This is a genomic window from Streptomyces sp. AC602_WCS936 (assembly GCF_019049125.1).
Taxonomy (GTDB): Bacteria; Actinomycetota; Actinomycetes; order Streptomycetales; family Streptomycetaceae; genus Streptomyces.
In genome coordinates, this window is sequence record NZ_JAGMUF010000040.1 from 119,767 (window position 1) to 141,444 (window position 21,678).

The 21,678-nt window shown below is 73.0% G+C and carries 22 protein-coding genes; 15 read left to right on the plus strand and 7 right to left on the minus strand.

Annotated features, from left to right (window positions below):
- Window positions 1-81: 81 nt before the first annotated feature.
- The 10 genes from KUM03_RS15835 (at window position 82) to KUM03_RS15880 (ending at window position 10,441) form a co-directional block, all read left to right on the plus strand.
- Window positions 82-1,599 carry a sugar ABC transporter ATP-binding protein gene (locus KUM03_RS15835; protein WP_217249065.1) on the plus strand — a complete coding sequence of 506 codons (1,518 nt, stop codon included), beginning with the start codon at window positions 82-84 and terminating at the stop codon, window positions 1,597-1,599.
- Complete coding sequence (locus KUM03_RS15840) at window positions 1,596-2,636, plus strand: ABC transporter permease (protein WP_217249067.1); 1,041 nt, start codon at window positions 1,596-1,598, stop codon at window positions 2,634-2,636. The genes KUM03_RS15835 and KUM03_RS15840 overlap by 4 nt, the downstream gene beginning before the upstream one ends.
- Window positions 2,629-3,606 (plus strand): ABC transporter permease, encoded by a 978-nt coding sequence (locus tag KUM03_RS15845; RefSeq protein ID WP_217249069.1) that lies wholly within the window; start codon window positions 2,629-2,631, stop codon window positions 3,604-3,606. Before KUM03_RS15840 ends, KUM03_RS15845 begins: the two co-directional genes overlap by 8 nt.
- Window positions 3,607-3,728: 122 nt before the next feature.
- Window positions 3,729-4,811: a rhamnose ABC transporter substrate-binding protein gene (gene rhaS / locus KUM03_RS15850; protein WP_217249071.1), complete on the plus strand. Its 1,083-nt coding sequence runs from the start codon at window positions 3,729-3,731 to the stop codon at window positions 4,809-4,811.
- 46 nt (window positions 4,812-4,857) lie between these two features.
- Complete coding sequence (locus tag KUM03_RS15855; protein ID WP_217249074.1) at window positions 4,858-5,178, plus strand: L-rhamnose mutarotase; 321 nt, start codon at window positions 4,858-4,860, stop codon at window positions 5,176-5,178.
- A gap of 136 nt (window positions 5,179-5,314) precedes the next feature.
- The gene (locus tag KUM03_RS15860; RefSeq protein ID WP_217249080.1) at window positions 5,315-6,340 is read left to right on the plus strand and encodes a LacI family DNA-binding transcriptional regulator; all 1,026 of its coding nucleotides are present in this window, start codon (window positions 5,315-5,317) and stop codon (window positions 6,338-6,340) included.
- Between the two features lie 141 nt (window positions 6,341-6,481).
- Window positions 6,482-7,786, plus strand: a complete 1,305-nt coding sequence (locus KUM03_RS15865; RefSeq protein ID WP_217249081.1) for an alpha/beta fold hydrolase — start codon at window positions 6,482-6,484, stop codon at window positions 7,784-7,786.
- 57 nt (window positions 7,787-7,843) lie between these two features.
- Window positions 7,844-8,587: a PIG-L deacetylase family protein gene (locus KUM03_RS15870; protein ID WP_217249084.1), complete on the plus strand. Its 744-nt coding sequence runs from the start codon at window positions 7,844-7,846 to the stop codon at window positions 8,585-8,587.
- 33 nt (window positions 8,588-8,620) lie between these two features.
- Window positions 8,621-9,547: an RNA polymerase sigma factor SigJ gene (sigJ, locus tag KUM03_RS15875; protein WP_217249104.1), complete on the plus strand. Its 927-nt coding sequence runs from the start codon at window positions 8,621-8,623 to the stop codon at window positions 9,545-9,547.
- 51 nt (window positions 9,548-9,598) lie between these two features.
- Entirely contained in the window at window positions 9,599-10,441 is an 843-nt protein-coding gene (locus KUM03_RS15880; RefSeq protein WP_217249085.1) for a pentapeptide repeat-containing protein, read from the plus strand.
- Here KUM03_RS15880 and KUM03_RS15885 read toward each other — a convergent pair.
- Window positions 10,403-11,950 (minus strand): cytochrome P450, encoded by a 1,548-nt coding sequence (locus tag KUM03_RS15885; protein WP_217249087.1) that lies wholly within the window; start codon window positions 11,948-11,950, stop codon window positions 10,403-10,405. The genes KUM03_RS15880 and KUM03_RS15885 overlap by 39 nt on opposite strands.
- A gap of 121 nt (window positions 11,951-12,071) precedes the next feature.
- Here KUM03_RS15885 and KUM03_RS15890 point away from each other — a divergent pair, with 121 nt between their 5' ends.
- Both KUM03_RS15890 and KUM03_RS15895 read left to right on the plus strand, forming a co-directional pair.
- Window positions 12,072-12,680 carry a TetR/AcrR family transcriptional regulator gene (locus tag KUM03_RS15890; RefSeq protein WP_217249088.1) on the plus strand — a complete coding sequence of 203 codons (609 nt, stop codon included), beginning with the start codon at window positions 12,072-12,074 and terminating at the stop codon, window positions 12,678-12,680.
- A gap of 103 nt (window positions 12,681-12,783) precedes the next feature.
- Window positions 12,784-13,509 carry a DUF2470 domain-containing protein gene (locus KUM03_RS15895; RefSeq protein WP_217249089.1) on the plus strand — a complete coding sequence of 242 codons (726 nt, stop codon included), beginning with the start codon at window positions 12,784-12,786 and terminating at the stop codon, window positions 13,507-13,509.
- A 79-nt stretch (window positions 13,510-13,588) separates the two neighbouring features.
- On the opposite strand, the gene KUM03_RS15900 is transcribed toward KUM03_RS15895, so the two are convergent.
- Together KUM03_RS15900 and KUM03_RS15905 are read right to left on the minus strand one after the other, a co-directional pair.
- Entirely contained in the window at window positions 13,589-14,845 is a 1,257-nt protein-coding gene (locus KUM03_RS15900) for an FUSC family protein (RefSeq protein WP_217249090.1), read from the minus strand.
- 114 nt (window positions 14,846-14,959) lie between these two features.
- A complete protein-coding gene (locus tag KUM03_RS15905) occupies window positions 14,960-15,454 on the minus strand; it encodes an FBP domain-containing protein (protein ID WP_217249091.1) in 495 nt (164 codons plus the stop codon).
- A 225-nt stretch (window positions 15,455-15,679) separates the two neighbouring features.
- On the opposite strand from KUM03_RS15905, the gene KUM03_RS15910 reads away from it, so the two are divergent.
- Window positions 15,680-15,976, plus strand: a complete 297-nt coding sequence (locus KUM03_RS15910; protein WP_217249093.1) for a hypothetical protein — start codon at window positions 15,680-15,682, stop codon at window positions 15,974-15,976.
- Window positions 15,977-16,012: 36 nt separating this feature from the next.
- On the opposite strand, the gene KUM03_RS15915 is transcribed toward KUM03_RS15910, so the two are convergent.
- The 4 genes from KUM03_RS15915 to KUM03_RS15930 form a co-directional block, all read right to left on the minus strand.
- Window positions 16,013-17,044 carry an SDR family oxidoreductase gene (locus tag KUM03_RS15915; protein WP_217249095.1) on the minus strand — a complete coding sequence of 344 codons (1,032 nt, stop codon included), beginning with the start codon at window positions 17,042-17,044 and terminating at the stop codon, window positions 16,013-16,015.
- A gap of 296 nt (window positions 17,045-17,340) precedes the next feature.
- A complete protein-coding gene (locus KUM03_RS15920; RefSeq protein WP_217249097.1) occupies window positions 17,341-18,531 on the minus strand; it encodes an aromatic acid exporter family protein in 1,191 nt (396 codons plus the stop codon).
- A 61-nt stretch (window positions 18,532-18,592) separates the two neighbouring features.
- Entirely contained in the window at window positions 18,593-19,249 is a 657-nt protein-coding gene (locus KUM03_RS15925) for an HAD family hydrolase (RefSeq protein ID WP_217249098.1), read from the minus strand.
- Window positions 19,250-19,294: 45 nt separating this feature from the next.
- Window positions 19,295-20,326, minus strand: coding sequence for a PHP domain-containing protein (locus KUM03_RS15930; protein WP_217249099.1), 1,032 nt, complete (start codon window positions 20,324-20,326; stop codon window positions 19,295-19,297).
- Window positions 20,327-20,500: 174 nt separating this feature from the next.
- On the opposite strand from KUM03_RS15930, the gene KUM03_RS15935 reads away from it, so the two are divergent.
- Both KUM03_RS15935 and KUM03_RS15940 read left to right on the plus strand, forming a co-directional pair.
- Window positions 20,501-21,310, plus strand: a complete 810-nt coding sequence (locus KUM03_RS15935; RefSeq protein WP_217249100.1) for an SDR family oxidoreductase — start codon at window positions 20,501-20,503, stop codon at window positions 21,308-21,310.
- A 37-nt stretch (window positions 21,311-21,347) separates the two neighbouring features.
- On the plus strand, window positions 21,348-21,584 hold the full coding sequence (locus KUM03_RS15940; protein WP_073728622.1) for a hypothetical protein: 237 nt from the start codon (window positions 21,348-21,350) through the stop codon (window positions 21,582-21,584).
- The last annotated feature ends 94 nt before the right edge of the window (window positions 21,585-21,678 follow it).

The window sequence follows — 21,678 nt, forward strand, 5'->3', positions numbered from 1 at the left end:
TGCCTAACGTCCCGGCAACCCAGTTGAAACCTTTCACGACGCCGTGAGGGCCGTCCCGCCCGGCGTCGTCGAGGAGCCCCCATGACCCACCCGTCCGACACGGGTACGGCCCCGGTCCTGGCGCTCAGGGACGTCTCCAAGTCCTTCGGCGCGGTCCGCGCCCTGCGGGACGTCTCCCTGGAGCTGCTCCCCGGCGAGGTCCACGCCCTCGCCGGGGAGAACGGCGCCGGCAAGTCGACCCTCATCAAGACGCTCGCCGGAGTGCACCGGCCGGACGCCGGACAGGTGCTGCTCGACGGAGAGCCGGTCGTCTTCCACGGCCCCGGCGACGCCCGCGACGCCGGCATCGCCGTGATCTACCAGGAGCCGACCCTCTTCCCCGACCTGTCGATCGCCGAGAACATCTTCATGGGCCGCCAACCCCGACGCGCCCTCGGCCGCATCGACCACCGGGCGACCCGCGACGCCACCGCCGCCCTCATGCGGCGCCTCGGCGTCGAACTCGACCCCGACCGCCCGGCGCGCGGCCTGTCCATCGCGGACCAGCAGATCGTGGAGATCGCCAAGGCGCTCTCCTTCGACGCCCGCGTCCTGATCATGGACGAGCCGACCGCCGCGCTCACCGGCAGCGAGGTCACCCGGCTCTTCGGCGTCGTGCGCACCCTGCGCGAGCAGGGCGCCGCCGTGCTCTTCATCTCCCACCGGCTGGAGGAGATCTTCCAGATCTGCGCGCGTGTCACCACGCTGCGCGACGGTGCCTGGATCGCCAGTGAGCCGCTGGCCGGCATGACCGAGGACGACCTGGTCCGCCGCATGGTCGGCCGCGACCTGGACGAGCTCTACCCCAAGCAGGAGGTGAGCCCCGGCGAGGTCGCCCTCAGCGTGCGCCGCCTGACCCGGGAGGGCGTCTTCACCGACGTCTCCTTCGAGGTGCGGCGCGGGGAGATCGTGGGTCTCGCCGGACTGGTCGGCGCGGGCCGCACCGAGGTCGCCCGCGCCGTCTTCGGCATCGACCGCTGGGACGCCGGTGAGGTCACCGTCGACGGCAATCCCCTGGTCAACGGCGCCCCGTCCACCGCGATGGCCGCGAGCCTCGCCCTGGTCCCGGAGGACCGGCGCGCCCAGGGACTGGTGATGGACATGTCCATCGAGCGCAACATCGGCCTCACCGGGCTCCGTACGACCGTGCGGGCCGGGCTGATGGACCGGGGCGCCGAGCGCAGCCGCTCCCTCGACTGGGCCGTGAAGCTCCAGGTCAAGTACGCCCGCATCGCCGACGCCGTCGCCACCCTCTCCGGAGGCAACCAGCAGAAGGTCGTCCTCGCCAAGTGGCTGGCCACCGGTCCCAAGGTGCTGATCGTGGACGAGCCGACCCGCGGCATCGACGTCGGCACCAAGGCCGAGGTGCACCGGCTGCTGAGCGAACTGGCCGCCGACGGCGTGGCCGTCCTGATGATCTCCTCCGACCTGCCCGAGGTCCTCGGCATGGCCGACCGCGTCCTGGTGATGCACGAGGGCCGGCTGACCGCGGAGATCGCCCGCACCGACGCCACCGAGGAGACCGTGATGGCCGCAGCCACGGGGAGGGCCGCCGCATGACGGTCACCGCACCCGACCAGGCACCCCTCACCGACGTACCCAAGGCCGGCGCCACCCGGCTCGTCGACCGCATCTTCAAGATGCGCGAACTCGCCATCCTCCTCGTCTTCCTGGTGATGATCGCCGTCACCCAGGCCGGCAACAGCGAGTTCCTGTCCGAGCAGGGCATCAAGGACCTGCTGCTCAACGCCACCATCCTGGTCCTGGTCGCCACCGGCCAGTCCCTGGTCGTCATCACCCGCAACGTCGACCTGTCCGTCGGCTCCACCCTCGGCATCAGCGCCTTCGCCGCCGGCACCTACCTCCAGGGCGGCGGCAACAGCGTCGTCGCCGTGCTCCTCGCGGTGCTCATGGGCGTCGGCTTCGGCCTGCTCAACGGCCTGCTGGTCAGCCTCGGCCAGGTGCCCGCCCTGGTCGTCACCCTCGGCACCCTCTACATCATCCGCGGCATCGACTCCATCTGGGTCGGCTCCCGCCAGATCACCGCGGCCGACCTGCCCGGCGGCTTCGTCGACTTCGGCTCGGGCGGGATCTCCGCCGTGCCGTGGCCGGCGCTGATCGCCCTCGCGGTGCTCGTCGCCACCGCGTACTACCTGAAGCACTTCGGCAGCGGACGCGAGCTGTACGCGCTCGGCTCCAACCCGGAGGCCGCCCGGCTGGCCGGCATCCCGGTCCGCAAACGCATCCTCACCGCGTACACCTTCTGCGGCGCCCTCGCCGGACTAGCCGGCGCCCTCTACCTGGCCCGGTTCGGCAACGTCGACTCCGGCACCGGCAACGGCTACGAACTGACCGTCGTCAGCGCCGTCGTGGTCGGCGGTGTCGTCTTCACCGGCGGCTCCGGCAGCGTCTACGGCGCCGCCCTCGGCGCACTCCTGCTGACCTCGATCAACAGCGTGCTGCCCGCCCTCGGCGTCAGCTCCGTGTGGGTGCTGGCCATCAACGGCATCCTGCTCATCCTCGCCATCGCCGTCGACCGGATCGTCGCGCTCCGCGTGGCCGACGCCCTGAAGAAGAGGAACGCCCGCCATGGCTGACCGCTCCCTGATGCGCGCCGTCCGCTGGGACACGGTCGTCGGCGCCCTCCTCCTCGTCGTCCTGCTGCTCTCCTTCGGCTTCGTCGACGGCTTCGGCAACGCCCTCAACCTGTCCTTCCTCATCGGCAACACCCTGCCCATCGCGCTCATCGCCCTGCCGATGACCCTGCTCGTCGTCTCCGGCGAGATCGACCTGTCGGTCGCCTCCACCGCGGGTCTGTCCGGCGCGGTGATGGGCGCCCTGTGGAACCAGGGCATGGCCATCGAGGTGATCATCCCGGTCTGCCTGTTGCTCGGCGTCGTCTGCGGCCTGGTCAACGGGCTGCTGGTCACCCGGCTCGGCCTGCCGTCCCTCGCCGTCACCATCGGCACCCTGGCGGCCTACCGGGGCATCGCGCAGATCGTGCTCGGCTCGGACGCGGTGACCGACTTCCCCTCCCGGTACCTGGACTTCGCGGCCGGACGCATCGACGGCACCTTCGTCCCGTACGCCTTCCTCCCCTTCCTCGTGCTGCTCGTCATCGCCGTGGTCGCCCTGCACGCCATGCCGTTCGGCCGGTCGCTGTTCGCCATCGGCGCCAGCGAGGAGGCGGCGCGGTTCGCCGGCATCCGGGTCAGGCGGCAGAAGCTGATCCTGTTCACCCTCACCGGTCTGATGTCCGCCCTCACCGGCGTCTTCTGGGCCCTGCACTACGCCAGCGCCCGCTACGACAACGCCACCGGCCTCGAACTCTCCGTCGTCGCCGCCGTGCTGCTGGGCGGCATCGACTTCGACGGCGGCAAGGGGACGATGGGCGGCGCGATCGCCGGGGTGTTTCTGCTCGGGGCCCTGCAGAACGTGATGAGTCTTCAGGATGTTTCCGCGCAGTCGCAGATTGTCGTGACCGGTGTGCTGCTCGTGCTGTCCGTGCTGGGCCCCCGGTGCGCGCGGCAGATCTCGGCAGTGAGGGCGCAGAGGTTGACGTCCTAGCGTCGTTCGAAGGCTGCGGGCCGTCCGTGGCTGGTCGCGCCCACGCGGCGGAGCCGCATGCCGAAACCGCCCCGCGCCCCTGAAGGGGCGCCCCGCTCACCCTCGTCAGAAGGAACCCAACCATGCGTAAGCAGTCCCTGACCCGCACCTGCGCCGCCCTCGCCGCCGTCACCTCCCTCGCCCTGGCCGCCACCGCCTGCGGCGGCACCACCAAGGAGGACGTCAAGAACGAGGACGCCTCCGCCGCCACCGCGGGCAAGGCAGACCCGAACGCCCCCACGAAGAAGGGCCTGACCGTCGGCTTCCTGCCCAAGCAGGTCAACAACCCGTACTTCACCGTCGCCGACAAGGGCGGCGAGAAGGCCCTGAAGGAACTGGGCTCCAGCTACAAGGAGGTCGGCCCCTCCAGCGGCACCGACACCGCCGGCCAGGTCTCCTACGTCAACACCCTCACCCAGCAGCAGGTCGACGCCATGGCCGTCTCCGCACAGGACCCGGGCGCCCTGTGCACCGCCCTCAAGCAGGCCATGAAGAACGGCATCAAGGTGGTCACCTACGACTCCGACACCAACCCGGAGTGCCGCAACGCCTTCGTCTCCCAGGCGTCCGCCGAGGACCTCGGCCGCACCCAGGTGCAGCTGCTCGCCGAGCAGATCGGCAACAAGGGCGAGATCGCGATCCTCTCCGCCGCGCAGACCGCGACGAACCAGAACGCCTGGATCGAGATCATGAAGGACGAGCTCAAGGACCCGAAGTACAAGGACATCGAGCTGGTCGAGGTCGCCTACGGTGACGACGACGCCCAGAAGTCCTTCCAGCAGACCCAGGGCCTGCTCCAGGAGTACCCGGACCTGAAGGGGATCATCTCCCCGACCACCGTCGGCATCAAGGCCGCCGCCCAGTACCTGTCCGGCTCCAAGTACAAGGGCAAGGTCAAGCTGACCGGCCTCGGCACCCCCAACGACATGCGCAAGTACGTCAAGAACGGCACCGTCGAGGCGTTCGAGCTGTGGGACCCGGCGAAGCTCGGCGAACTCGCCGCGCGCACCGCCGTCGCCCTGGCCTCCGGGCAGATCACCGGCAAGGAGGGGGAGACCTTCGAGGCCGGTGCGATGGGCGAGTACACCATCGGCGAGGACGGCGTGATCACCCTCGGCAAGCCGACCGTGTTCAACGCCGGGAACATCGACCAGTACGACTTCTGACCCACACCTTCTTCCGACACACGTTCCGAACCGAGGGCGGTACTTCATGCAGCGCGTCTGTTTCCTGCTCAAGGTCCGCCAGGACCGGATCGCGGAGTACCGCGAACGCCACGCCACAGTGTGGCCGGAGATGTGCGAGGCGCTCTCCGCCACCGGCTGGCACAACTACTCGCTCTTCCTGCGCGACGACGGCCTGCTCGTCGGCTACCTGGAGACCGAGGACTTCGCCGCCGCCCGGGCCGGTATGGAGGCCACCGAGGTCAACGCCCGCTGGCAGGCCGAGATGGGTCCGCTCTTCGAGTCACTCGACGGCGACCGCCCCGACGAGGCGATGAAACCGCTCACCGAGGTGTTCCACCTCGCCTGACGCCCGGCCCCGGCCAGGCACCGCCCGTCCGGACGGTGGAGGTCTTCCCAGGACGGCGCGGGTAATGTGAAGGTCATCCGGCCGCCCGCGTCCCTGGGTGCGTTTCCCCCGGCCCGACCCTGGAGGTCCCTGCTCGATGGCCCATTCGGTGGGTATCAAGGACGTCGCCCGCGCCGCCGGAGTTTCCGTGGGCACGGTCTCCAACGTCATCAACCGCCCCGACACCGTCGCGACCGAGACCCGCGCGCGCGTGCTGTCCGCGATCGACCGGCTCGGCTACGTCCGCAGCGAGTCCGCCCGCCAGCTGCGGGCGGGCCGCAGCCGGATCATGGGGCTGCTCGTCCTGGACATGGGCAACCCGTTCTTCGTCGACGTCGCGCGCGGCGCCGAGCGGGCCGCCCGCGACGCCGGGCTCGGCGTGATGGTCTGCAACAGCGCCCAGAACCCGGGGGAGGAGGCCGAGTACCTCTCGCTCTTCGCCGAGCAGCGCGTGCGGGGCGTCCTGCTCACCCCGGCCGACGCCACCGGCCGCAACATCGAGGGCTTCCGGCGCCACAACATCCCCTTCGTGCTGGTCGACCGGGTCGCCGAGGGCACCACCGAATGCTCCGTCTCCGTGGACGACGTCGCGGGCGGCGCGCTCGCGGTGCGTCACCTGGTGGACGCCGGACACCGATCCGTCGCGTACGTCAGCGGACCGCCCGGCCTCAACCAGGTCCGCGACCGGCGCACCGGCGCCCTGGCCGCCCTCGCCGAGGCCGGCCTCGGCCCCGACGCCCTGCGCGAGCTGCCCACCGAACGCCTCGACGTCGCGGCCGGCCGGGACGCCGGCGCCCGCCTGCTCGGCCTCGCCGACCGGCCCACCGCCGTCTTCTGCGCCAACGACCTGCTCGCCCTCGGCGTCCTCCAGGCCCTGTACGCCGCGGGTGTGAGCGTCCCCGACGACCTCGCGATCGTCGGCTACGACGACATCGAGTTCGCCGCCGCCGCGGCCGTCCCGCTCACCTCCGTGCGCCAGCCCGCCGTGACCATGGGCGCCATGGCCGCCGAACTGCTCCTGGAGGAGACGGAACTGGAGGGCACCGACCGCACCCACGCCCACCGAAGGGTGGTGCTCCAGCCGGAACTGGTGGTGCGGCGCTCCAGCCTCGCCGCCCGCTGACCGTCGCCACTGACCGTCCGTTCAGCACGAATCCCGGTCCCGGGGGTCGGTCCCCGCAAGGACGTGTGCTGAACTGGGACACGGCCGAAAGATCCGTTCGTACGGTCCGACCGTGCGATCCGTCCGTCCCGGGAGCCCCCGTTGAGCGTCAGCTACCGCCAGCCCGGCGTCGTCCTCACCGACCGCCGATTCACCGTGCCCCTCGACCACGCCGACCCCGGCGGGGAGACGATCGAGCTGTACGCCCGCGAGGCCGTGGCGAGCGACAAGGCGCACCGGGCCGACCTGCCGTGGCTGGTGTACCTCCAGGGCGGTCCCGGCTTCGGGGCGAACCGTTTCATCGGCCGTCCCGCCTGGCTCGGCCGTGCCCTGAAGGAGTACCGCGTCCTCCTCCTCGACCAGCGCGGCACCGGCGCCTCCACCCCGGCCAACCGCCAGACGCTCCCGCTGCGCGGCGGCCCCGCCGAGCAGGCCGACTACCTCACCCACTTCCGCGCCGACGCCATCGTCCGCGACTGCGAGACCATCCGCCCGCAGGTCACCGGCGGCGCCCCCTGGGCCGTCCTCGGCCAGAGCTTCGGCGGCTTCTGCACCGTCGCCTACCTGTCGCTCGCCCCCGAGGGCCTGAGCACCGCCCTGATCACCGGCGGCCTGCCCTCCCTGGACGCCCACGCCGACGATGTCTACCGGGCCGCCTACCCCCGCATCGAGCGCAAGGTCGCCGCGCACTACGCCCGCTACCCCCAGGACGTCGAGCGCGCCCGCCGCATCGCCGACCACCTGCTCACCCACGACGTCGTCCTGCCGGGCGGCTACCGGCTCACCGTCGAGGCCTTCCAGTCCCTCGGCATCCTGCTCGGCGGCAGCGAGGGCAGCCACCGCCTGCACTTCCTCCTGGAGGACGCCTTCGTCCGCACCCCGCGCGGACACGAGCTGTCCGACGCCTTCCAGGAGCAGGCGCAGTCCCTGCTCTCGTACGCGGGCCACCCGCTGTACGCCCTCGTCCACGAGGCCATCTACGGCCAGGACACGCGCCCCACGAACTGGTCGGCCGAGCGGGTCCGCGCCGAGTTCCCGCGGTTCGACGCCGCCAAGGCCCTCGCGGGCGACGAACCGCTGCTGTTCACCGGCGAGTCGGTCCACCCCTGGATGTTCGACTGCGACCCGGCGCTGCGCCCGCTGCGCGAGAGTGCCGAACTGCTCGCCGCCCGCACCGACTGGACCCCGCTCTACGACCCCGCCCGCCTCGCCGCCAACGAGGTACCGGCCGCCGCGGCCGTCTACCACGACGACATGTACGTCGACACCGCCCACGCGCTGACCACCGCCCGCACGATCCGCGGCCTGCGCACCTGGGTCACCGACGAGTTCGAGCACGACGGCGTGCGGGCCGGCGGTCCGCGTGTCCTGGACCGGCTGCTCGCCCTCGCCCGCGACGAGGCCTGAACGGCGACGCGTTCGAATTCCGGGTGGGATGTCGGCGGCGCGGTTTAGTGTGCGGGCATGACGGAGCCGACGATCACGCAACTGGAGCCCATGCCCGGCGACTGGCGGCGCGCCCTGGCCGTCGTCGCCCACCCGGACGACCTGGAGTACGGCTGCTCGGCGGCGATCGCGGCCTGGACCGACGAGGGCCGCGAGGTCGCCTACGTCCTGGCGACCCGGGGCGAGGCGGGCATCGACACCCTGGCGCCCGCCGAGTGCGGCCCGCTGCGGGAGCGTGAGCAGCGGGCGAGCGCGGCCGTCGTCGGGGTGAGCGAGGTGGAGTTCCTCGACCACCGGGACGGCGTGATCGAGTACGGCACCGCGCTGCGCCGGGACATCGCGGCCGCGATCCGCCGGCACCGGCCCGAGCTGGTCATCACCCTCAACCACCGCGACACCTGGGGCGGCGTAGCCTGGAACACCCCGGACCACGTGGCCGTCGGGCGCGCCACCCTTGACGCGGCGGGCGACGCGGGCAACCGGTGGATCTTCCCGGAGCTGACCGAGCGGGGGCTCGAACCCTGGGACGGCGTGCGCTGGGTCGCGGTCGCCGGTTCCGCCTCGCCCACGCACGCCGTGGACGCCGCTCCGGGGCTGGAGCGGGCGGTGCGCTCCCTGCTCGAGCACCGCACGTACATCGAGGCGCTGACCGACGAGGACCCGGAGACGTACGTGCGGGGCTTCCTCGTCGGGTTCGCCGAGTCCGCGGGGGAGCGGTTCGGCGGGAAGCCCGCGGTGACCTTCGAGGTCTTCGGTCGGTAGCGGGCGGCGGGGAAAAGCGTGACGGGGGAGCGCATGGCGGGGGAGTACGTGGCGCGGGAGCAGGCGGACCGGCGGCTCGCGGAGCGGTTCGAGGAGCACCGCGGGCAGCTGAAGGCGGTGGCCTACCGCATGCTCGGCTCACTGAGCGAGGCGGAGGACGCCGTCCAGGAGGCCTGGCTGCGGCTCGACCGCGCCGGCGCCGACGGCATCGACAACCTCGGCGCCTGGCTGACCACGGTGACCGGCCGGGTCTGCCTGGACCTGCTGCGCTCACGCACCGCGCGGCGCGAGGAGCCGATGACCGAGGGCTTCGACACCTTCGTCCCGGACCCGGTGCTGCGGGCGCTGCCGCAGGGCGATCCGGAGGAGGCCGCCCTGCACACCGACTCGGTCGGGGTGGCCCTGCTGGTCGTGCTGGAGGCCCTGGAGCCCGCCGAGCGGCTGGCTTTCGTGCTGCACGACATGTTCGCCGTGCCCTTCGACGACATCGCGCCGATCCTGGACCGCAGCCCGGCCGCCACCCGACAGCTGGCCAGCCGGGCCCGCCGCCGGGTCCGGGACGCCACCCCGGCGGCCGACCCCGACCTCGGCAGACAGCGCCGGGCGGTCGAGGCGTTCCTGGCCGCGAGCCGCGCCGGGGACTTCGAGGCGCTGCTGTCCGTCCTCCACCCGGACGTGGTGCTGCGGGCCGACGCCGGCGCACTGGCCTCGGGAGTCGCGGCGTCGAAGGTGCTGCGCGGGGCCAGGACGGTCGCCACCGGGGCGTTCCACTTCCGGCACCTCGCCGGGTTCGCACGCCTCGCCCTGGTCAACGGCACGGTCGGCACCGTCGCCGTGGTCGAGGGACGCCCGCGGTCGGTCACCTGCGTCACCGTCGTCGACGGTCTCATCACCGGCATGTACATCCTGGCCGACCCGGACCGGCTGGCCCACCTGGACGTGTCCGGCCTGGAAACCTGACCGAGCTCCGCCGTACCGGGGGGCCCACAGGCGCCCTCTCCGGCGGTCCGTATGCTCGAAGGTATGCGAGAACACACGGCTGACCAGGCGGAACTGCGCGGCGACTGCGGGCGGTGCTTCGGCCTGTGCTGCGTGGCCCTGCCCTTCTCCCGGTCGGCGGACTTCGCGGTCGACAAGGACGCCGGGAAACCCTGCACCAATCTCCAGGACGACCACCGCTGCGGCATCCACGCACGGCTGCGGCAGAGCGGCTTCACCGGCTGCACGGTCTACGACTGCTTCGGCGCCGGGCAGCGCGTCTCGCAGGTCACCTTCGGCGGCCAGGACTGGCGCGGCGGACCGCCGGAGCACAGCCGCCGCATGTTCGACGTGTTCCCGGTCGTCCGCCAGCTGCACGAGCTGCTCTGGTACCTCACCGAGGCGCTGACCCTGCCCGCGGCCCGCCCGGTCCACGCCGACCTGCGCCGAATCCTGGCCGACACCGAGCGGCTCGCCGGGGGGACCCCCGAGGAGCTGGCCGCCCTGGACGTGGCCGCGCACCGGCAGCGGGTCAACGTGCTCCTGCTGCGCACCAGCGAACTGGCCCGGGCCGGCACCCGCGGCCGGAAGAAGAACCGCCGGGGCGCCGACCTGATGGGCGCCCGCCTCAAGGGCGCCGACCTCAGCGGCGCGGACCTGCGCGGCGCCTACCTCATCGCCGCCGACCTCACCGGCGCGGACCTGCGGGGCGCCGACCTGATCGGCGCGGACCTGCGCGACGCGGACCTGACGGACGCCGACCTCACGGGCGCCTTCTTCCTGACCCAGCCGCAGCTCACCGCGGCCCGGGGCAGCGCCGGCACCAGGCTGCCGGGCTCAGTCACCCACCCCGCGCACTGGACAGCTGGAAGCTGACGCGGCGTCCTCGGGAGCGGACATGCCCTCCGGTGCCGCCGCGGGCCGGGCGGGCGCGGACCGCCGCTCCAGGCGGAGCCGCAGTCCCTCCGGCATCAGCGTGAGCCGCTCGGTCACCCGCAGCCGGTAGCCCGGCTCGGGTCGCAGCTCGTAGCGGCGCAGCAGCAGGCCGAGGACCAGCGTCGCCTCGTGCAGCGCGAACTGCCGTCCGATGCAGGCCCGCGCGCCCGTGCCGAACGGCTTGTAGGTGTGCGGGGCACGCGCCCGTACGGCCTTGGCGTCGAAGCGGTCGGGATCGAACCGTTCGGCGTCCGGCCCCCACACCCCGGGGTCGCGGTGCAGCATGCCGGTCAGGACCAGCGCCCAGGCCCCGCGCCGCATCGGGTGGGTACCGTCCAGCACCGTGTCCCGACGGGCCTCCCGCGCGAAGGCGGGCGCGGTCGGCCACAGCCGCAGCGACTCGTCCAGCACCCGGCGCACGTAGCGCAGCTTGGCCACCTGCTCGTACCCGGGCGCCTCGGTGTCGCCCCAGACCCGGTCCACCTCGGCGCGGGCCCGGGCCGCGACCTCGGGGTGCCGGGCGAGGTAGTGCAGGGCGAAGGAGAGCGCGCCCGAGGTGGTCTCGTGCCCGGCCACCAGGAAGGTGATGACCTGGCGGCGGACGTTCTGTGCCGACAGCCGCTCACCGGTTTCCGGGTGGGTCGTCTCCAGCATCCGGTCGAGCAGGTCGCCCGTGCCGCTCCCGCCGGCGGTCCGGCGGGCGCGTATCAGGTCGTCGACCGTGCGGTTGAGGTACGCGATGTCGGCGCCGTTGCGGCGGCTCGCGGCGCGCAGCAGCCACGGGGCCAGCGGCGCGGGCACCGTGTTCAGACGCTGCGCGTAGCCGAGCGTGCCGACCATCGCGGTCACGAAGGGATGCGGGCGGGAGCGCTCGAAGGAACCGAAGTCATGCCCGAACCCGGTGCGCGCGATCGTCTCCAGCGTCAGTTTGGTCATGTCCCCCGGCACGTCCACCGGCCGGCCCTCCGCCAGCGCCCGGTCCCAGTGGCCGGTGAGCCGCGCGGCCACGTCCAGCATCATCACGTGGTAGCCCGCCATGGCCTCCCGGCTGAACCCGGGGGCCAGCACGTCGTGCGCGAGCTGCCAGTTGGACTCGTGGTTGAACGCCGTGAACAGCCCGTCCCCGGCGACCGGCCGCAGGTTGGCCACGCCGAGGCCCACGTGCTTGGCGAAGCGCGTCTCGTCCGCCAGGTCGGCGGCGAGCGCGGCCCCCCACACGAACACGAACTCCTTGCCGAAGGCCCGCCGCCGGAATATCGGCCCCAGCCGCCGGGCGTACCGCAGCGAGTCCTGCATCGGGGTGCTCCGGCTCGCCCCGACGACGTCCCCGAGCAGCGGGAGCCGGTAGGGCGGGCGCGGGATGCGGTGCAGCTCGGGCCAGCCCAGCTCGGCGCTGCGGAATCCCTTCGGAAGTCCGTCCGGTGCCAGTCGTTCCGTCGTCCGAGCCATGACGCGATCTCCCTCGACGCAGCGGCGTGTTGCACGTGCCGGGCAAGCGTGTTGTACATGGATTCAATAACGTGGCTCAGTCTCGACCCGTTGTTGAACCGGCGTCAAGTAAGGTGCGGGGATGGCCGCGAACCAGGGCGAGCGCACCCGCCGCAGGCTCAGTACCGGAGAGCGCCGGGAGCAGTTGCTCTCGGTGGGCGCGCGGCTGTTCTCGGAGAGCCCCTACGACGACGTGTGGATCGAGCGGGTCGCCGAGATCGCCGGGGTCTCCCGCGGGCTGCTGTACCACTACTTCCCGAACAAGCGGGACTTCTTCGCGGCGGTCGTCGAACGCGAGAGCGAGCGGATGCTGCGGATGACGGCCGCCGTGCCCGGAGTGCCGGTACGGGAACAGCTCGCGGCGGGCCTCGACGCGTATCTGGAGTACGTCCGGGCCCACGCGCACGGCTACCGCGCCTTCCACCGCGCCGACGCGACCGGGGACCAGGCGGTGCGCAGGGTCTACCGGCAGGCGCTGGCCGCGCAGGAGCGGCAGATCCTCGCCGCCCTGGCCGCCGACCCGGAGTTCGGGCCGGCTTTCGGGGAACGGGCCGACGTGCGGCTGGCGGTGCGGGGCTGGCTGGCGTTCACCACCGCGGTCTGCCTGGAGTGGCTGCGGGACCCGGGGCCTGCCCCGGAGCACGTGCGTGACCTGTGCGCACGAGCCCTGCTGGGCGCCATCGCGCCGTAAGTGCCCGTTGTGCGAGTCCTGGTTGGCGCACGCCCCGATCTCCGATAGGTTAGGTGAGCCTTACCTAATGAAGCGATGACTGGATTGACGACGGAGGTTGGGGATGGTTGACAGCCGCACCTGGACGGCCGCGCCTGCCGCTGCGGAACGGGCCCGCTCCGTGCTCGCCGCCGCCTGGTCCTGCGCGGTGACCGCGGAGGGCGGACGCGAGGAGTTCGTCGGCGCGCACGGTGTCGCCGGCGACGGCCGGGTGACGCTGCACGTGCCCGAGGACAGCGCACTGCTCGCGGCGGCGATCTGCGCGCCCCGCGGGGAGCCGTCCGCCGTACTGGAGTTCGCCGACGTGGCGCCCGTCCCGGTCCGGGGCCGGATCAGGGCGCGGCTCTGGCTGGCCGGCTGGTTCGCCCTTCAGGACGGCCACTTGGCGTTCACACCCACGCGCGTGGTGCTGCGGCAGCCGTCCGGCGCCGTGGTCGTCGACCTTGACGAGTTCGCCGCCGCCGCGCCCGACCCGCTGGCCCTGGCCGAGGCCCGGCTGCTGACCCACCTCGCCGACTGCCACGGTGACGCGGTGGAGCGGCTGACCCGGCTCGTCGACGTGGACAGCCTGCACGGCGCGGTCCGGGTGCGGCCCCTCGCCGTCGACCGGCACGGACTGACGCTGCGCATCGAACGCGTCCGCGCCCACGGCGACGTACGGCTGCCCTTCCACGCGCCCGCCGACGACGTCGCCCAGCTCACGGAGCGGATGCACGTGCTGCTGTCCCAGGCGAGCGCCGCCTCCTGCCCCCGGCCCCTGCAACGGCAGCGCTCCGACGGCGACGGCTGAGGCGGCCGGCCGTCGTCGGGCGTTCTCAAGTCGTCAGGTGTGCTCAAGTCGTCAGGTGTGCTCAAGCCGTCAGGTGTTCTCAGGAGGAACGCCGCGCGGCGGCGCCACGCTTGCGTTTCCGGAGCCGGGACCGCACCCGGTCGCGCAGCTCGGTCAGCCGCGGCATGCGTTCGCGCTGCTCGCGCGTGTGCCGGTCCAGCTCCTCCAGGAGCCGGCGCGAACGGTGCTCGGTGTCCATCTCGTCGATGATGCGGTTGACCTCGGTCAGCACCGCGCCCTGCAACTGCCACTGCCGCTGGTCGCGCCGCACCTCTTCGAGGAGCAGTCCGGCCAGTCTGTCCCGGGTGACCGCGGCCTGCCGCAGCTCGGCGGAGAGCCGCTCCTCGGCGGACTCGGCGTCATCGCTGACGCTGGTGGTGACCAGCACCGCGAAGCTGACCACGGCGTCGGCGATCTCGGACAGGAGCTGCTCGATGGTGGCCCCCGTCTCGGGCCCGAACAGCGGCTCGGGTTCCCGCTCCTTCGCGAGGTCGGTGAAGGTGCGGGCCAGGACCCGCATCACCACCGTGCAGATCTCCAGCGTGTCGAGACCGGAACGCAGCACCACCCGGTGGAGCAGCCCCTCGCGTACGCGGGGGTTGAGCCGCAGGCTGTCCTCGGCCTGCCGGAGGTCCTCGTCCACCTCGCCGATGTCGTGGTCGAGACGGCGGGCCTCGTGCAGCCGGGCCGCCGCCTCGTGGTACGCCGTGCTGCCCGCGGCCTCCTCGCCCATCCGCAGCATCAGCTGCCGCACCCGCCGGGCCAGTCCCTCGATCGACTCGCCCGCCTGCTCCACCCACACCGGGGGCGCGAGCACGAGGTTGAAGGCCAGGCCGACGATCGCCCCGATCAGCGTCTCCACCACCCGCGCCCACGCCAGGCTCCCGTGCGAGGTCACGCCCAGCACCAGCATCGCGCTGATCGCCACCTCGGCCACGAACTCGTGCGCCCGCACCAGGTGCCCGACGCCCAGCGCCGCCACGATCACCAGGGCCAGGCTCCACCAGCTCAGTCCGACCAGCTGACTGAAGAGAATGGCGACCAGGACGCCGGCCACCACGGCGTTCACCCGGCGGAAGCTCATCTTGAGCGTGGCGTACAGGGTGACCTGGACGACCAGCAGCGCGGTGAGTGGCGCGGTGAGCGGCGCCGCCGACTTGTCGGGGGTCAGGCGGACCGCGATCACATAGGCGATCGACGCGGCGGCGGCCGAGCGCAGCGCCTGCACGACCATGGGGTCCCTGAGCCACTTCACCCGCCGCAGGGCCGCCGCGGCCCTCTTGCGTACATCGCGCATCCTCGGGCTGTTCCCTTCCCCGGGCGCCTCGAACGTGTCCGGACAGGACGGTAACCGGATAAAGGGGGCGAACGGGGATCTCACGCGCCGGGCGCCGCCGCGCGTCCGTGATCGTCAGGCGATCACCTTGGCGAGGAAGGCGGACAGGTTGCCCATGGTCCGGGCGACCTGTTCCTCCAGGGTCAGGCTCTCCTCGAAGCGGGTACCGCCCTCCGGTGCCTTCCGGCCCCGCAGATACAGGGAGCAGGCGAGATCGGTGCACATGTACAGCCCGACCGAGTTGCCCTCCCGTCCCGCCGGGCCCGCCTTGCGTGCCGTCATCAGGGACACCCCGCCCCGCGGATGGGTCGTCAGGCACAGCGCGCACAGGCTGCGCTGGAAGAAGCCGCTCCGGCCCGGCTGGAAGCGCAGGGCGACACCGGTGAGGCGCCCGTCGTGTTCGCCGACCAGGTAGCTCCGGTCGGGCGCTCCCGGATCGCGCCAGCCCAAAAAGTCCAGGTGGTCCCAGGGGCGCTGGTCGAGATCGCGGGGGACCGTCAGGCGCTTGGCCTCGCCCTTGGAGCAGTTGATGAAGGAGTCGCGGATGTTCCGCTCGGTGAGGGGTCTCATGGCTCTTCCCGTGCATTCGACGTTCCGGAGTGGCGGAAACAAGGAGTGGAAACCTAGGGCTCCTAGGCTTTTGCCTAGCGTAGATAGCCACGGGGGAGACGTGCCAGTGAATTCGGAAGCGGGCGCCGCGCGCCGGCGTTTCACCGACCGGGGCGGTGGTACCCGTCGGCGTTCGGACGGCCTGAACGGCCGGCGACCCGAAGGACAGCGGAAAGGGAGTGCGCAGTGGCCGACCACCGCCTCGAAGGACCGGGGGAGAACGGCGATCCCGTCCCGCGGGACATGCCGGACCAGCAGGCCGGGACCGGCGACGATCCGTGGGAGGCCGCCGCGCCCACCCGGGAGCAGATGGAGCAGGGCCAGCGCCCCGAGGGCGAGGAGGACGCCGACGAAGCCGGAACCGGCGACGGCGACGGCATCGACGTCCCCGACACGGACGAGGCCGGGACGGGCCGTCAGGGCGCCCCGCACTCGGGTGCCGTGCACCCGGAGCATCCGGTGCCCGACGAGTCCTCCGGCTGAGGACCCGTCGGGCGCCGATCCCGGGGGCGCGCGGCGTCAGCCGACCTTGCGCCCCCGCAACGGCTCCGTGGCCGCTCCCGCGCCCTCCTGAAAGCCCCGCAGGAACTCCTCCAGCACCTCGGTGGCCGTGTGCTCCGGACGCCAGCCCAACTCCGCCCGCGCCCGCGTGCAGTCCATCAACGGCAGCCGCAGAACCGCGTCGAACAGGTGCGGGGAGGCGGGCAGCAGATGCAGGCCCCACGCCGCGGCGATCGCGGAGCGGGCCGCGGTGCGGGGCAGCCGCACCGGGCGTACGCCGGTCATCTCGCCCAGCAGTTCCGCGTCGACCGGCGGCTCGGCCGCGAGGTTGAAGGGACCCCGGGCGTCTTCGGAGCGCACCGCGAGCCGGTAGGCGTTCGCCGCGTCGTCGGTGTGCAGCGCCTGCACCCGCAGACCGGGGACGTCCGGCAGGAAGGGCAGCAGCTCTGGCCGCGCCAGCGGGCCGGGCAGGAACTTGCCGCCGAAGATGCGGCGCTGTTCGCTGGCCGACTCCCGCTTGAAGAGGAACGCCGGCCGCATCCGTACCACCCGGATCCCGGGGTGGTCACGCTCGAAGGTGTCCAGGGCCCGCTCCAGATAGGCCTTCTCCCGGCAGTACGCGGCGTCGGGCCAGCCGTGCGTCGGCCACGACTCGTCCACCGCGCGGTCCTTCGGCCCCGGTGAATAGGCGCCCACCGACGAGGCGTGCACCAGCGCCGGCACCCCGGCCGCGGCCACCGCCTCGAAGACCCGGATGGAACCGAGCACGTTGGTGCGCCAGGTCGTCGCCGGGTCGTGCGTCGGCTGGAAGGCCCAGGCCAGATGCACCACGGCGTCGGCGCCGGCGAAGTGGCCGGTCAGGTCCGCCCGGTCCGAGGCCAGGTCCACCGCGGCCCACTCCGTGTTCGCGGGCGACCACTCGGGAATCCGCCGGGCCAGACCCAGCACGGAGGCCACCTCCGGATCCTCCGACAGCAGCCGTACGACGCTGGTGCCCACGTTGCCGGTGGCCCCCGTGACCACGATCCTGGTGCCCGTTGCGCTGCTCACCTTGCGCTCCTCTCGGCGACTCGCCCCTGCGGACGTCACCGGGTACCCGCCTCTGCGGCCGGGCACGCAGGAAGAAGCCCCGACCGCGACGGGGGAATCACGGTCGGGGCGGTTCGAGGTGGATACGGATGGCGGTCGCCTCTCGGCGAAAGGCTCCACAGGGCTTCAGCCGAACGATCGTCCCTGTGGGCGATAGGTGAGGCCCGGGGACACTGTCCCATCCGTACCCACGCCTTGTTCAACGGGGCGGGGGCTGCCGGTGTTCCACCGTCTGTCACGTTTTGAGGTGATCTGCATCACTGCGACTGGGGCTCGGGGACGATCTCGGCCCACAGGTTCTCGGCCTGCAGCAGCAGCGTGCCCAGCACCGCCGTCCGGGCCGCTCCCTGCCCGGCGTGTTCCTGCAGGCCCTCCTGCAGCCGCCGGTGCAGCTCCTCCATCGTCTCCTCCGTGGCCTCCCGCGGGCGCGGATCGGCGGCCTCGCCCAGCAGCCGGTCGGCCTCCGCGTGGCAGGAGTCGCCGATCAGCCGCAGCAGGCGCGCGTACAGCTCCAGCACCGGGCCCTCGGGCGGGGCCGGTGTCCGGTTCTCGTCGGCGGCCACGGCCAGCGTCCGGGTCAGTGCCGTGATGTTCCCGGTGACCCGGCTCCAGCGCTGGTCCTCCTCCTCGGGCGGTACGGCGGTCGGCGGGCGGTGCAGGGCGCGCAGCGGGCGGGAGGTCAGGCGCAGGCTCTCCCGGCTCCAGGACCGGGCCGACTCCAGGGCCTCCAGCCGCCGCTGCAGCCGCGCGGCCTCGCTCGACCAGCCGGCCGCGCTCTGCGCGTCCCACTCGGACTCCCGCAGGTCGGCCCCCACGGTGTGCAGGACGTCGCCCGCCTCCCGGGCCAGCCCGGCGAGGTTCTCCCGTACGTCGCGCAGGTGGATCGGCGGCAGGACGAACGCGTTGACGGCGACGCCGATCACCGCGCCGAGCGCGGCCTGACCGACCCGGTGCCCGACCGCCGACGCCGAGACCGCCGTGCCGGAGGCCAGCACGAACACCGCGGTGGTGGCCGTGTAGATGCCCTGCCCGCCGAAGCGGGACCAGTTCGAGATCAGCATCAGCACCGGCAGGGACAGCGCCAGCGCCCCCGTGGTGTCGTCCATGATGGCCTGCGCCGCCGACGCCACCAGGGCTCCGGCGCAGATCGCCCCGAACTGCTGCCCGGCCTGCCGCACCGAGCTGTAGACGGTGGCCTGCACCAGGACCAGCGCCACCCAGGGCGCCATCAGGGCCATCGGATCGCCCAGCCAGACGCCCGCCACGGCCCAGGCGATCAGCGCGGCGCCGGCGGCCTTCAGGGACTGCACGACCAGGTCGCGTTCCCGTCCGGGCCCCTGCCAGGCGGCCCGGACCGCCCGCCCGACGGCACAGGCCTCCCACCACACCGCGGCCAGCGGCCGCCGTCCCCGGAACACCTCGCGGACGGTATGTGTCACACCGGTCATGCGGCGCCGGGCATCCGCTCGACCGGACGGCGCGTCCCGGGGCGGGGTACGACACGGTGGCTCATGCGAACGGGCTCTCCTTCAGCGAGGCCAGCAGGTCGGCCGGGTCGGCGTAGACCGCGTCCGCGCCCGCCTCCTCCAGGTCGGCGCGGGGCAGCCCGCCGCACAGCACACCCACGCAGCGCACCCCGGCCCTGCTGCCCGCGCGCATGTCCCAGACGGTGTCGCCGACGAACACGGCCCGCCCGGCCGGTACCCCGGCCAGCTCCAGGGCGTGCTCCACCGGCTCGGGCGCCGGCTTCCCGGCCGCCACGTCGTCCGCACTGGCGGTGGCGGCGATGGCGTCGTCCGCGTCGATCGCCCGCCGCAGGGCGCCCAGCTCCGCGCCGCCCGCCGAGGTGGCGAGGACCACCTTCCAGCCGTCGTGGGCCAGGCGCCGCAGCAGCTCACCGGCGTCCGGCAGGGCCGGGAGACGGTCGAAGTACTGCCCGTACAGCGCCTTGTGGGCGGCGCTCAGCTGCGCGTCCTGGTCCGTGTCCCGGTCCTCGCCCAGCAGGTGCCCGATCAGGTCGGTGGAGGCGAGCCCCACGGCCCGGTGGACCGCGTGCATCGGCACCCGGTGGCCCGCCTGCCGGAACGCCTCCCACCAGGTCGTCACATGCAGGTGATTGGTGTCGACGAGGGTCCCGTCGACGTCGAACACGGCTGCCCGTTCCATGCACCGTTCCCTTCCTGGTCCGTGGCTCGGCCGGCGGGTACCACGTCAGCGGCCCGCCACTCCGGACGGAACGCGGCCCTGACGGGTCCAGGCGAGCAGGTCGTCCAGCGGCCACGTGGTGACCACCCGCTCCGGGGGCACCCCGCACTCCTCGGCCCGCGCGCACCCGTGGACCTGCCAGTCCAGCTGGCCGGGCGCGTGGGCGTCGGTGTTGACGGAGAACAGCACCCCCGCGTCCACGGCCCGGCGCAGCAGCCGGCGCGGCGGGTCGAGCCGCTCGGGCCGGCTGTTGATCTCCACGGCCGTGCCGGACTGGGCGCAGGCGGCGAACACCTCGTCCGCGTCGAACTCCGACTCCGGCCGTCCCCGGCCGGTCAGCAGCCGCCCGGTGCAGTGCCCCAGGACGTCCGCGTGCGGATCGCGTACGGCCCGCACCATGCGGCGGGTCATCGCGCGGGCGTCCATCCGCAGCTTGGAGTGGACCGAGACCACGACGACGTCGAGGCGCTCCAGCAGCTCCGGCTCCTGGTCCAGCGAGCCGTCGTCGAGGATGTCGCACTCGATGCCGGTCAGCAGCCGGAACGGCGCCCAGGTCTCGTTGAGCTCCGCCACCACGTCCAGCTGCTCGCGCAGCCGCTCGGGCGACAGACCGCGCGCCACCGTCAGCCTCGGCGAGTGGTCGGTCAGCGCCGCCCACTCGTGCCCGAGCGCCGCCGCGGTCCGGCCCATCTCCTCGATCGGGCTGCCGCCGTCGGACCAGTCGGAGTGCAGATGGCAGTCGCCGCGCAGCAGCTCCCGCAGCCGTTCACCGCCCTCGGCGAGCGGCGCGTCCGCCTCGCCCTCCAGCTTCTCCAGGTATCCGGGCACCTGCCCGGCCAGTGCCTCGCGCGCCACCTGCGCCGTCTTGGGCCCGACGCCCTTCAGCGACTCCAGCGACCCGGCCCGCTCGCACAGCTCGGCCGCGGGCCGCCCGGCGAGCACCCGGGCGGCGGTGCGGAAGGCGCGGACGCGGTACGTCGGTGCCTGGGACCGCTCCAGAAGGAACGCGATGCGCTCCAGCGCCTCGACGGGCTCCATCGCCACCTCCTCCTCCGGCACGTCCAGGGTTCCCCAGCGCCCGGGTGACCGCACCACGGGGCGGGCGGTTTGTCCGTGCCGGGTACGGGTACTGCGACGCCCCGTGCCCCGTCGCCCGCCCGCGAGGCCGTGGCGCGGGGCAAGGAACCGAGGAACGCCGGCGAGGAGGCCGTCATGTCCAGCCCCAGCCCGCCCGACCCCAAAGTGGCCGTCATCACCGGCTCCGACTCCGGCATCGGCCGCGCCACCGCCGTACGCCTGGCCGAGGCGGGGATGGACGTCGGCATCACCTGGCACACCGACGAGGAGGGCGCCGAACGGACCGCCGCAGAGGTCCGGGCCCTGGGCCGCCGGGCCGAGACCGCCCGGGTGGACCTGACCCGGCTGCCCGGGGCGGCGGAAACCGTCGACGGGCTGTGCGACCGGCTCGGCCGTGTCGACGTCCTGGTCAACAACGCCGGCACGGGCACCGCCACGCCCTTCCTCGACCTGAGTCTGGACGATCTGCGGCACGTCCTGGACGTGGACCTCGCAGGCCCGTTCCTGTGCGGCCAGAAGGCGGCCCGGCGCATGATCGAGCAGGGCGGGGGCGGCCGGATCGTCAACGTGACCTCCGTCCACGAACACCAGCCCCGGGTGGGCGCGGCCCCGTACTGCGCGGCCAAGGGCGGCCTCGGCCTGCTCACCCAGGTCATGGCGATCGAGCTGGCCGAGCACGGCATCACCGTCAACGCGGTCGCCCCCGGCGAGATCGCCACGCCCATGACCGGCCAGGAGGACACCGACCCGCACACCGAGCGCCGCCCCGGCGTGCCCCTGGGCCGGCCCGGCGACGCCCGCGAGGTGGCAGCGGTCATCGCCTTCCTCGCCGGCCCCGAAGCCTCGTACGTCACCGGCGCGTCCTGGAGCGTGGACGGCGGCATGCTCCGGATGGGCCCGATGGCCGGGTCCCATCTGAGCGGAGACGACTGGCGACGGCCGTGACCCCGCGCCGCCGCGGGTTGCGGCCTACCCTCGATGCATGACCGAAATCAGGAGCCCGCACATCGGCAGTCCGCGGATCCTCGTGCTCCGCGTGCAGCCGGGAACGCCGCCGTTCCGGATCGTGGAGATCGACGGCCAGGTGGTCGGTGAGGCCAGGGACGTCACCGACGTGCTGGAGGCCGCCGCGGCCTTCGGCATCACGGTCCACGACCTGGACGACCCGGACGTGGTCCGCTGGGTGGGCGGCGACAAGTTCACCTGGACGCTGCACTAGGTGTACTGCCCAGGGACGTTGGTCAACCTGGTGATGGGTGGTTTGCCGCCGGTTGCGGTGTGGGGGCGGTGGTGATTGTAGTGATGGAGCCAGG

Excerpts from the sequence above, each read along its gene's own strand:
- sigJ (WP_217249104.1), top strand. The coding sequence starts at position 8,621 with ATGGCGGGGGAGTACGTGGCGCGGGAGCAGGCGGACCGGCGGCTCGCG.
- KUM03_RS15855 (WP_217249074.1), top strand. The coding sequence starts at position 4,858 with ATGCAGCGCGTCTGTTTCCTGCTCAAGGTCCGCCAGGACCGGATCGCG.
- KUM03_RS15880 (WP_217249085.1), top strand. The coding sequence starts at position 9,599 with ATGCTCGAAGGTATGCGAGAACACACGGCTGACCAGGCGGAACTGCGC.
- KUM03_RS15885 (WP_217249087.1), bottom strand. The coding sequence starts at position 11,950 with ATGGCTCGGACGACGGAACGACTGGCACCGGACGGACTTCCGAAGGGA.
- KUM03_RS15925 (WP_217249098.1), bottom strand. The coding sequence starts at position 19,249 with ATGGAACGGGCAGCCGTGTTCGACGTCGACGGGACCCTCGTCGACACC.
- KUM03_RS15835 (WP_217249065.1), top strand. The coding sequence starts at position 82 with ATGACCCACCCGTCCGACACGGGTACGGCCCCGGTCCTGGCGCTCAGG.
- KUM03_RS15890 (WP_217249088.1), top strand. The coding sequence starts at position 12,072 with ATGGCCGCGAACCAGGGCGAGCGCACCCGCCGCAGGCTCAGTACCGGA.
- KUM03_RS15900 (WP_217249090.1), bottom strand. The coding sequence starts at position 14,845 with ATGCGCGATGTACGCAAGAGGGCCGCGGCGGCCCTGCGGCGGGTGAAG.
- KUM03_RS15840 (WP_217249067.1), top strand. The coding sequence starts at position 1,596 with ATGACGGTCACCGCACCCGACCAGGCACCCCTCACCGACGTACCCAAG.
- KUM03_RS15930 (WP_217249099.1), bottom strand. The coding sequence starts at position 20,326 with ATGGAGCCCGTCGAGGCGCTGGAGCGCATCGCGTTCCTTCTGGAGCGG.
- KUM03_RS15895 (WP_217249089.1), top strand. The coding sequence starts at position 12,784 with ATGGTTGACAGCCGCACCTGGACGGCCGCGCCTGCCGCTGCGGAACGG.
- KUM03_RS15905 (WP_217249091.1), bottom strand. The coding sequence starts at position 15,454 with ATGAGACCCCTCACCGAGCGGAACATCCGCGACTCCTTCATCAACTGC.
- KUM03_RS15845 (WP_217249069.1), top strand. The coding sequence starts at position 2,629 with ATGGCTGACCGCTCCCTGATGCGCGCCGTCCGCTGGGACACGGTCGTC.
- KUM03_RS15935 (WP_217249100.1), top strand. The coding sequence starts at position 20,501 with ATGTCCAGCCCCAGCCCGCCCGACCCCAAAGTGGCCGTCATCACCGGC.
- rhaS (WP_217249071.1), top strand. The coding sequence starts at position 3,729 with ATGCGTAAGCAGTCCCTGACCCGCACCTGCGCCGCCCTCGCCGCCGTC.
- KUM03_RS15940 (WP_073728622.1), top strand. The coding sequence starts at position 21,348 with ATGACCGAAATCAGGAGCCCGCACATCGGCAGTCCGCGGATCCTCGTG.
- KUM03_RS15860 (WP_217249080.1), top strand. The coding sequence starts at position 5,315 with ATGGCCCATTCGGTGGGTATCAAGGACGTCGCCCGCGCCGCCGGAGTT.
- KUM03_RS15920 (WP_217249097.1), bottom strand. The coding sequence starts at position 18,531 with ATGACCGGTGTGACACATACCGTCCGCGAGGTGTTCCGGGGACGGCGG.
- KUM03_RS15870 (WP_217249084.1), top strand. The coding sequence starts at position 7,844 with ATGACGGAGCCGACGATCACGCAACTGGAGCCCATGCCCGGCGACTGG.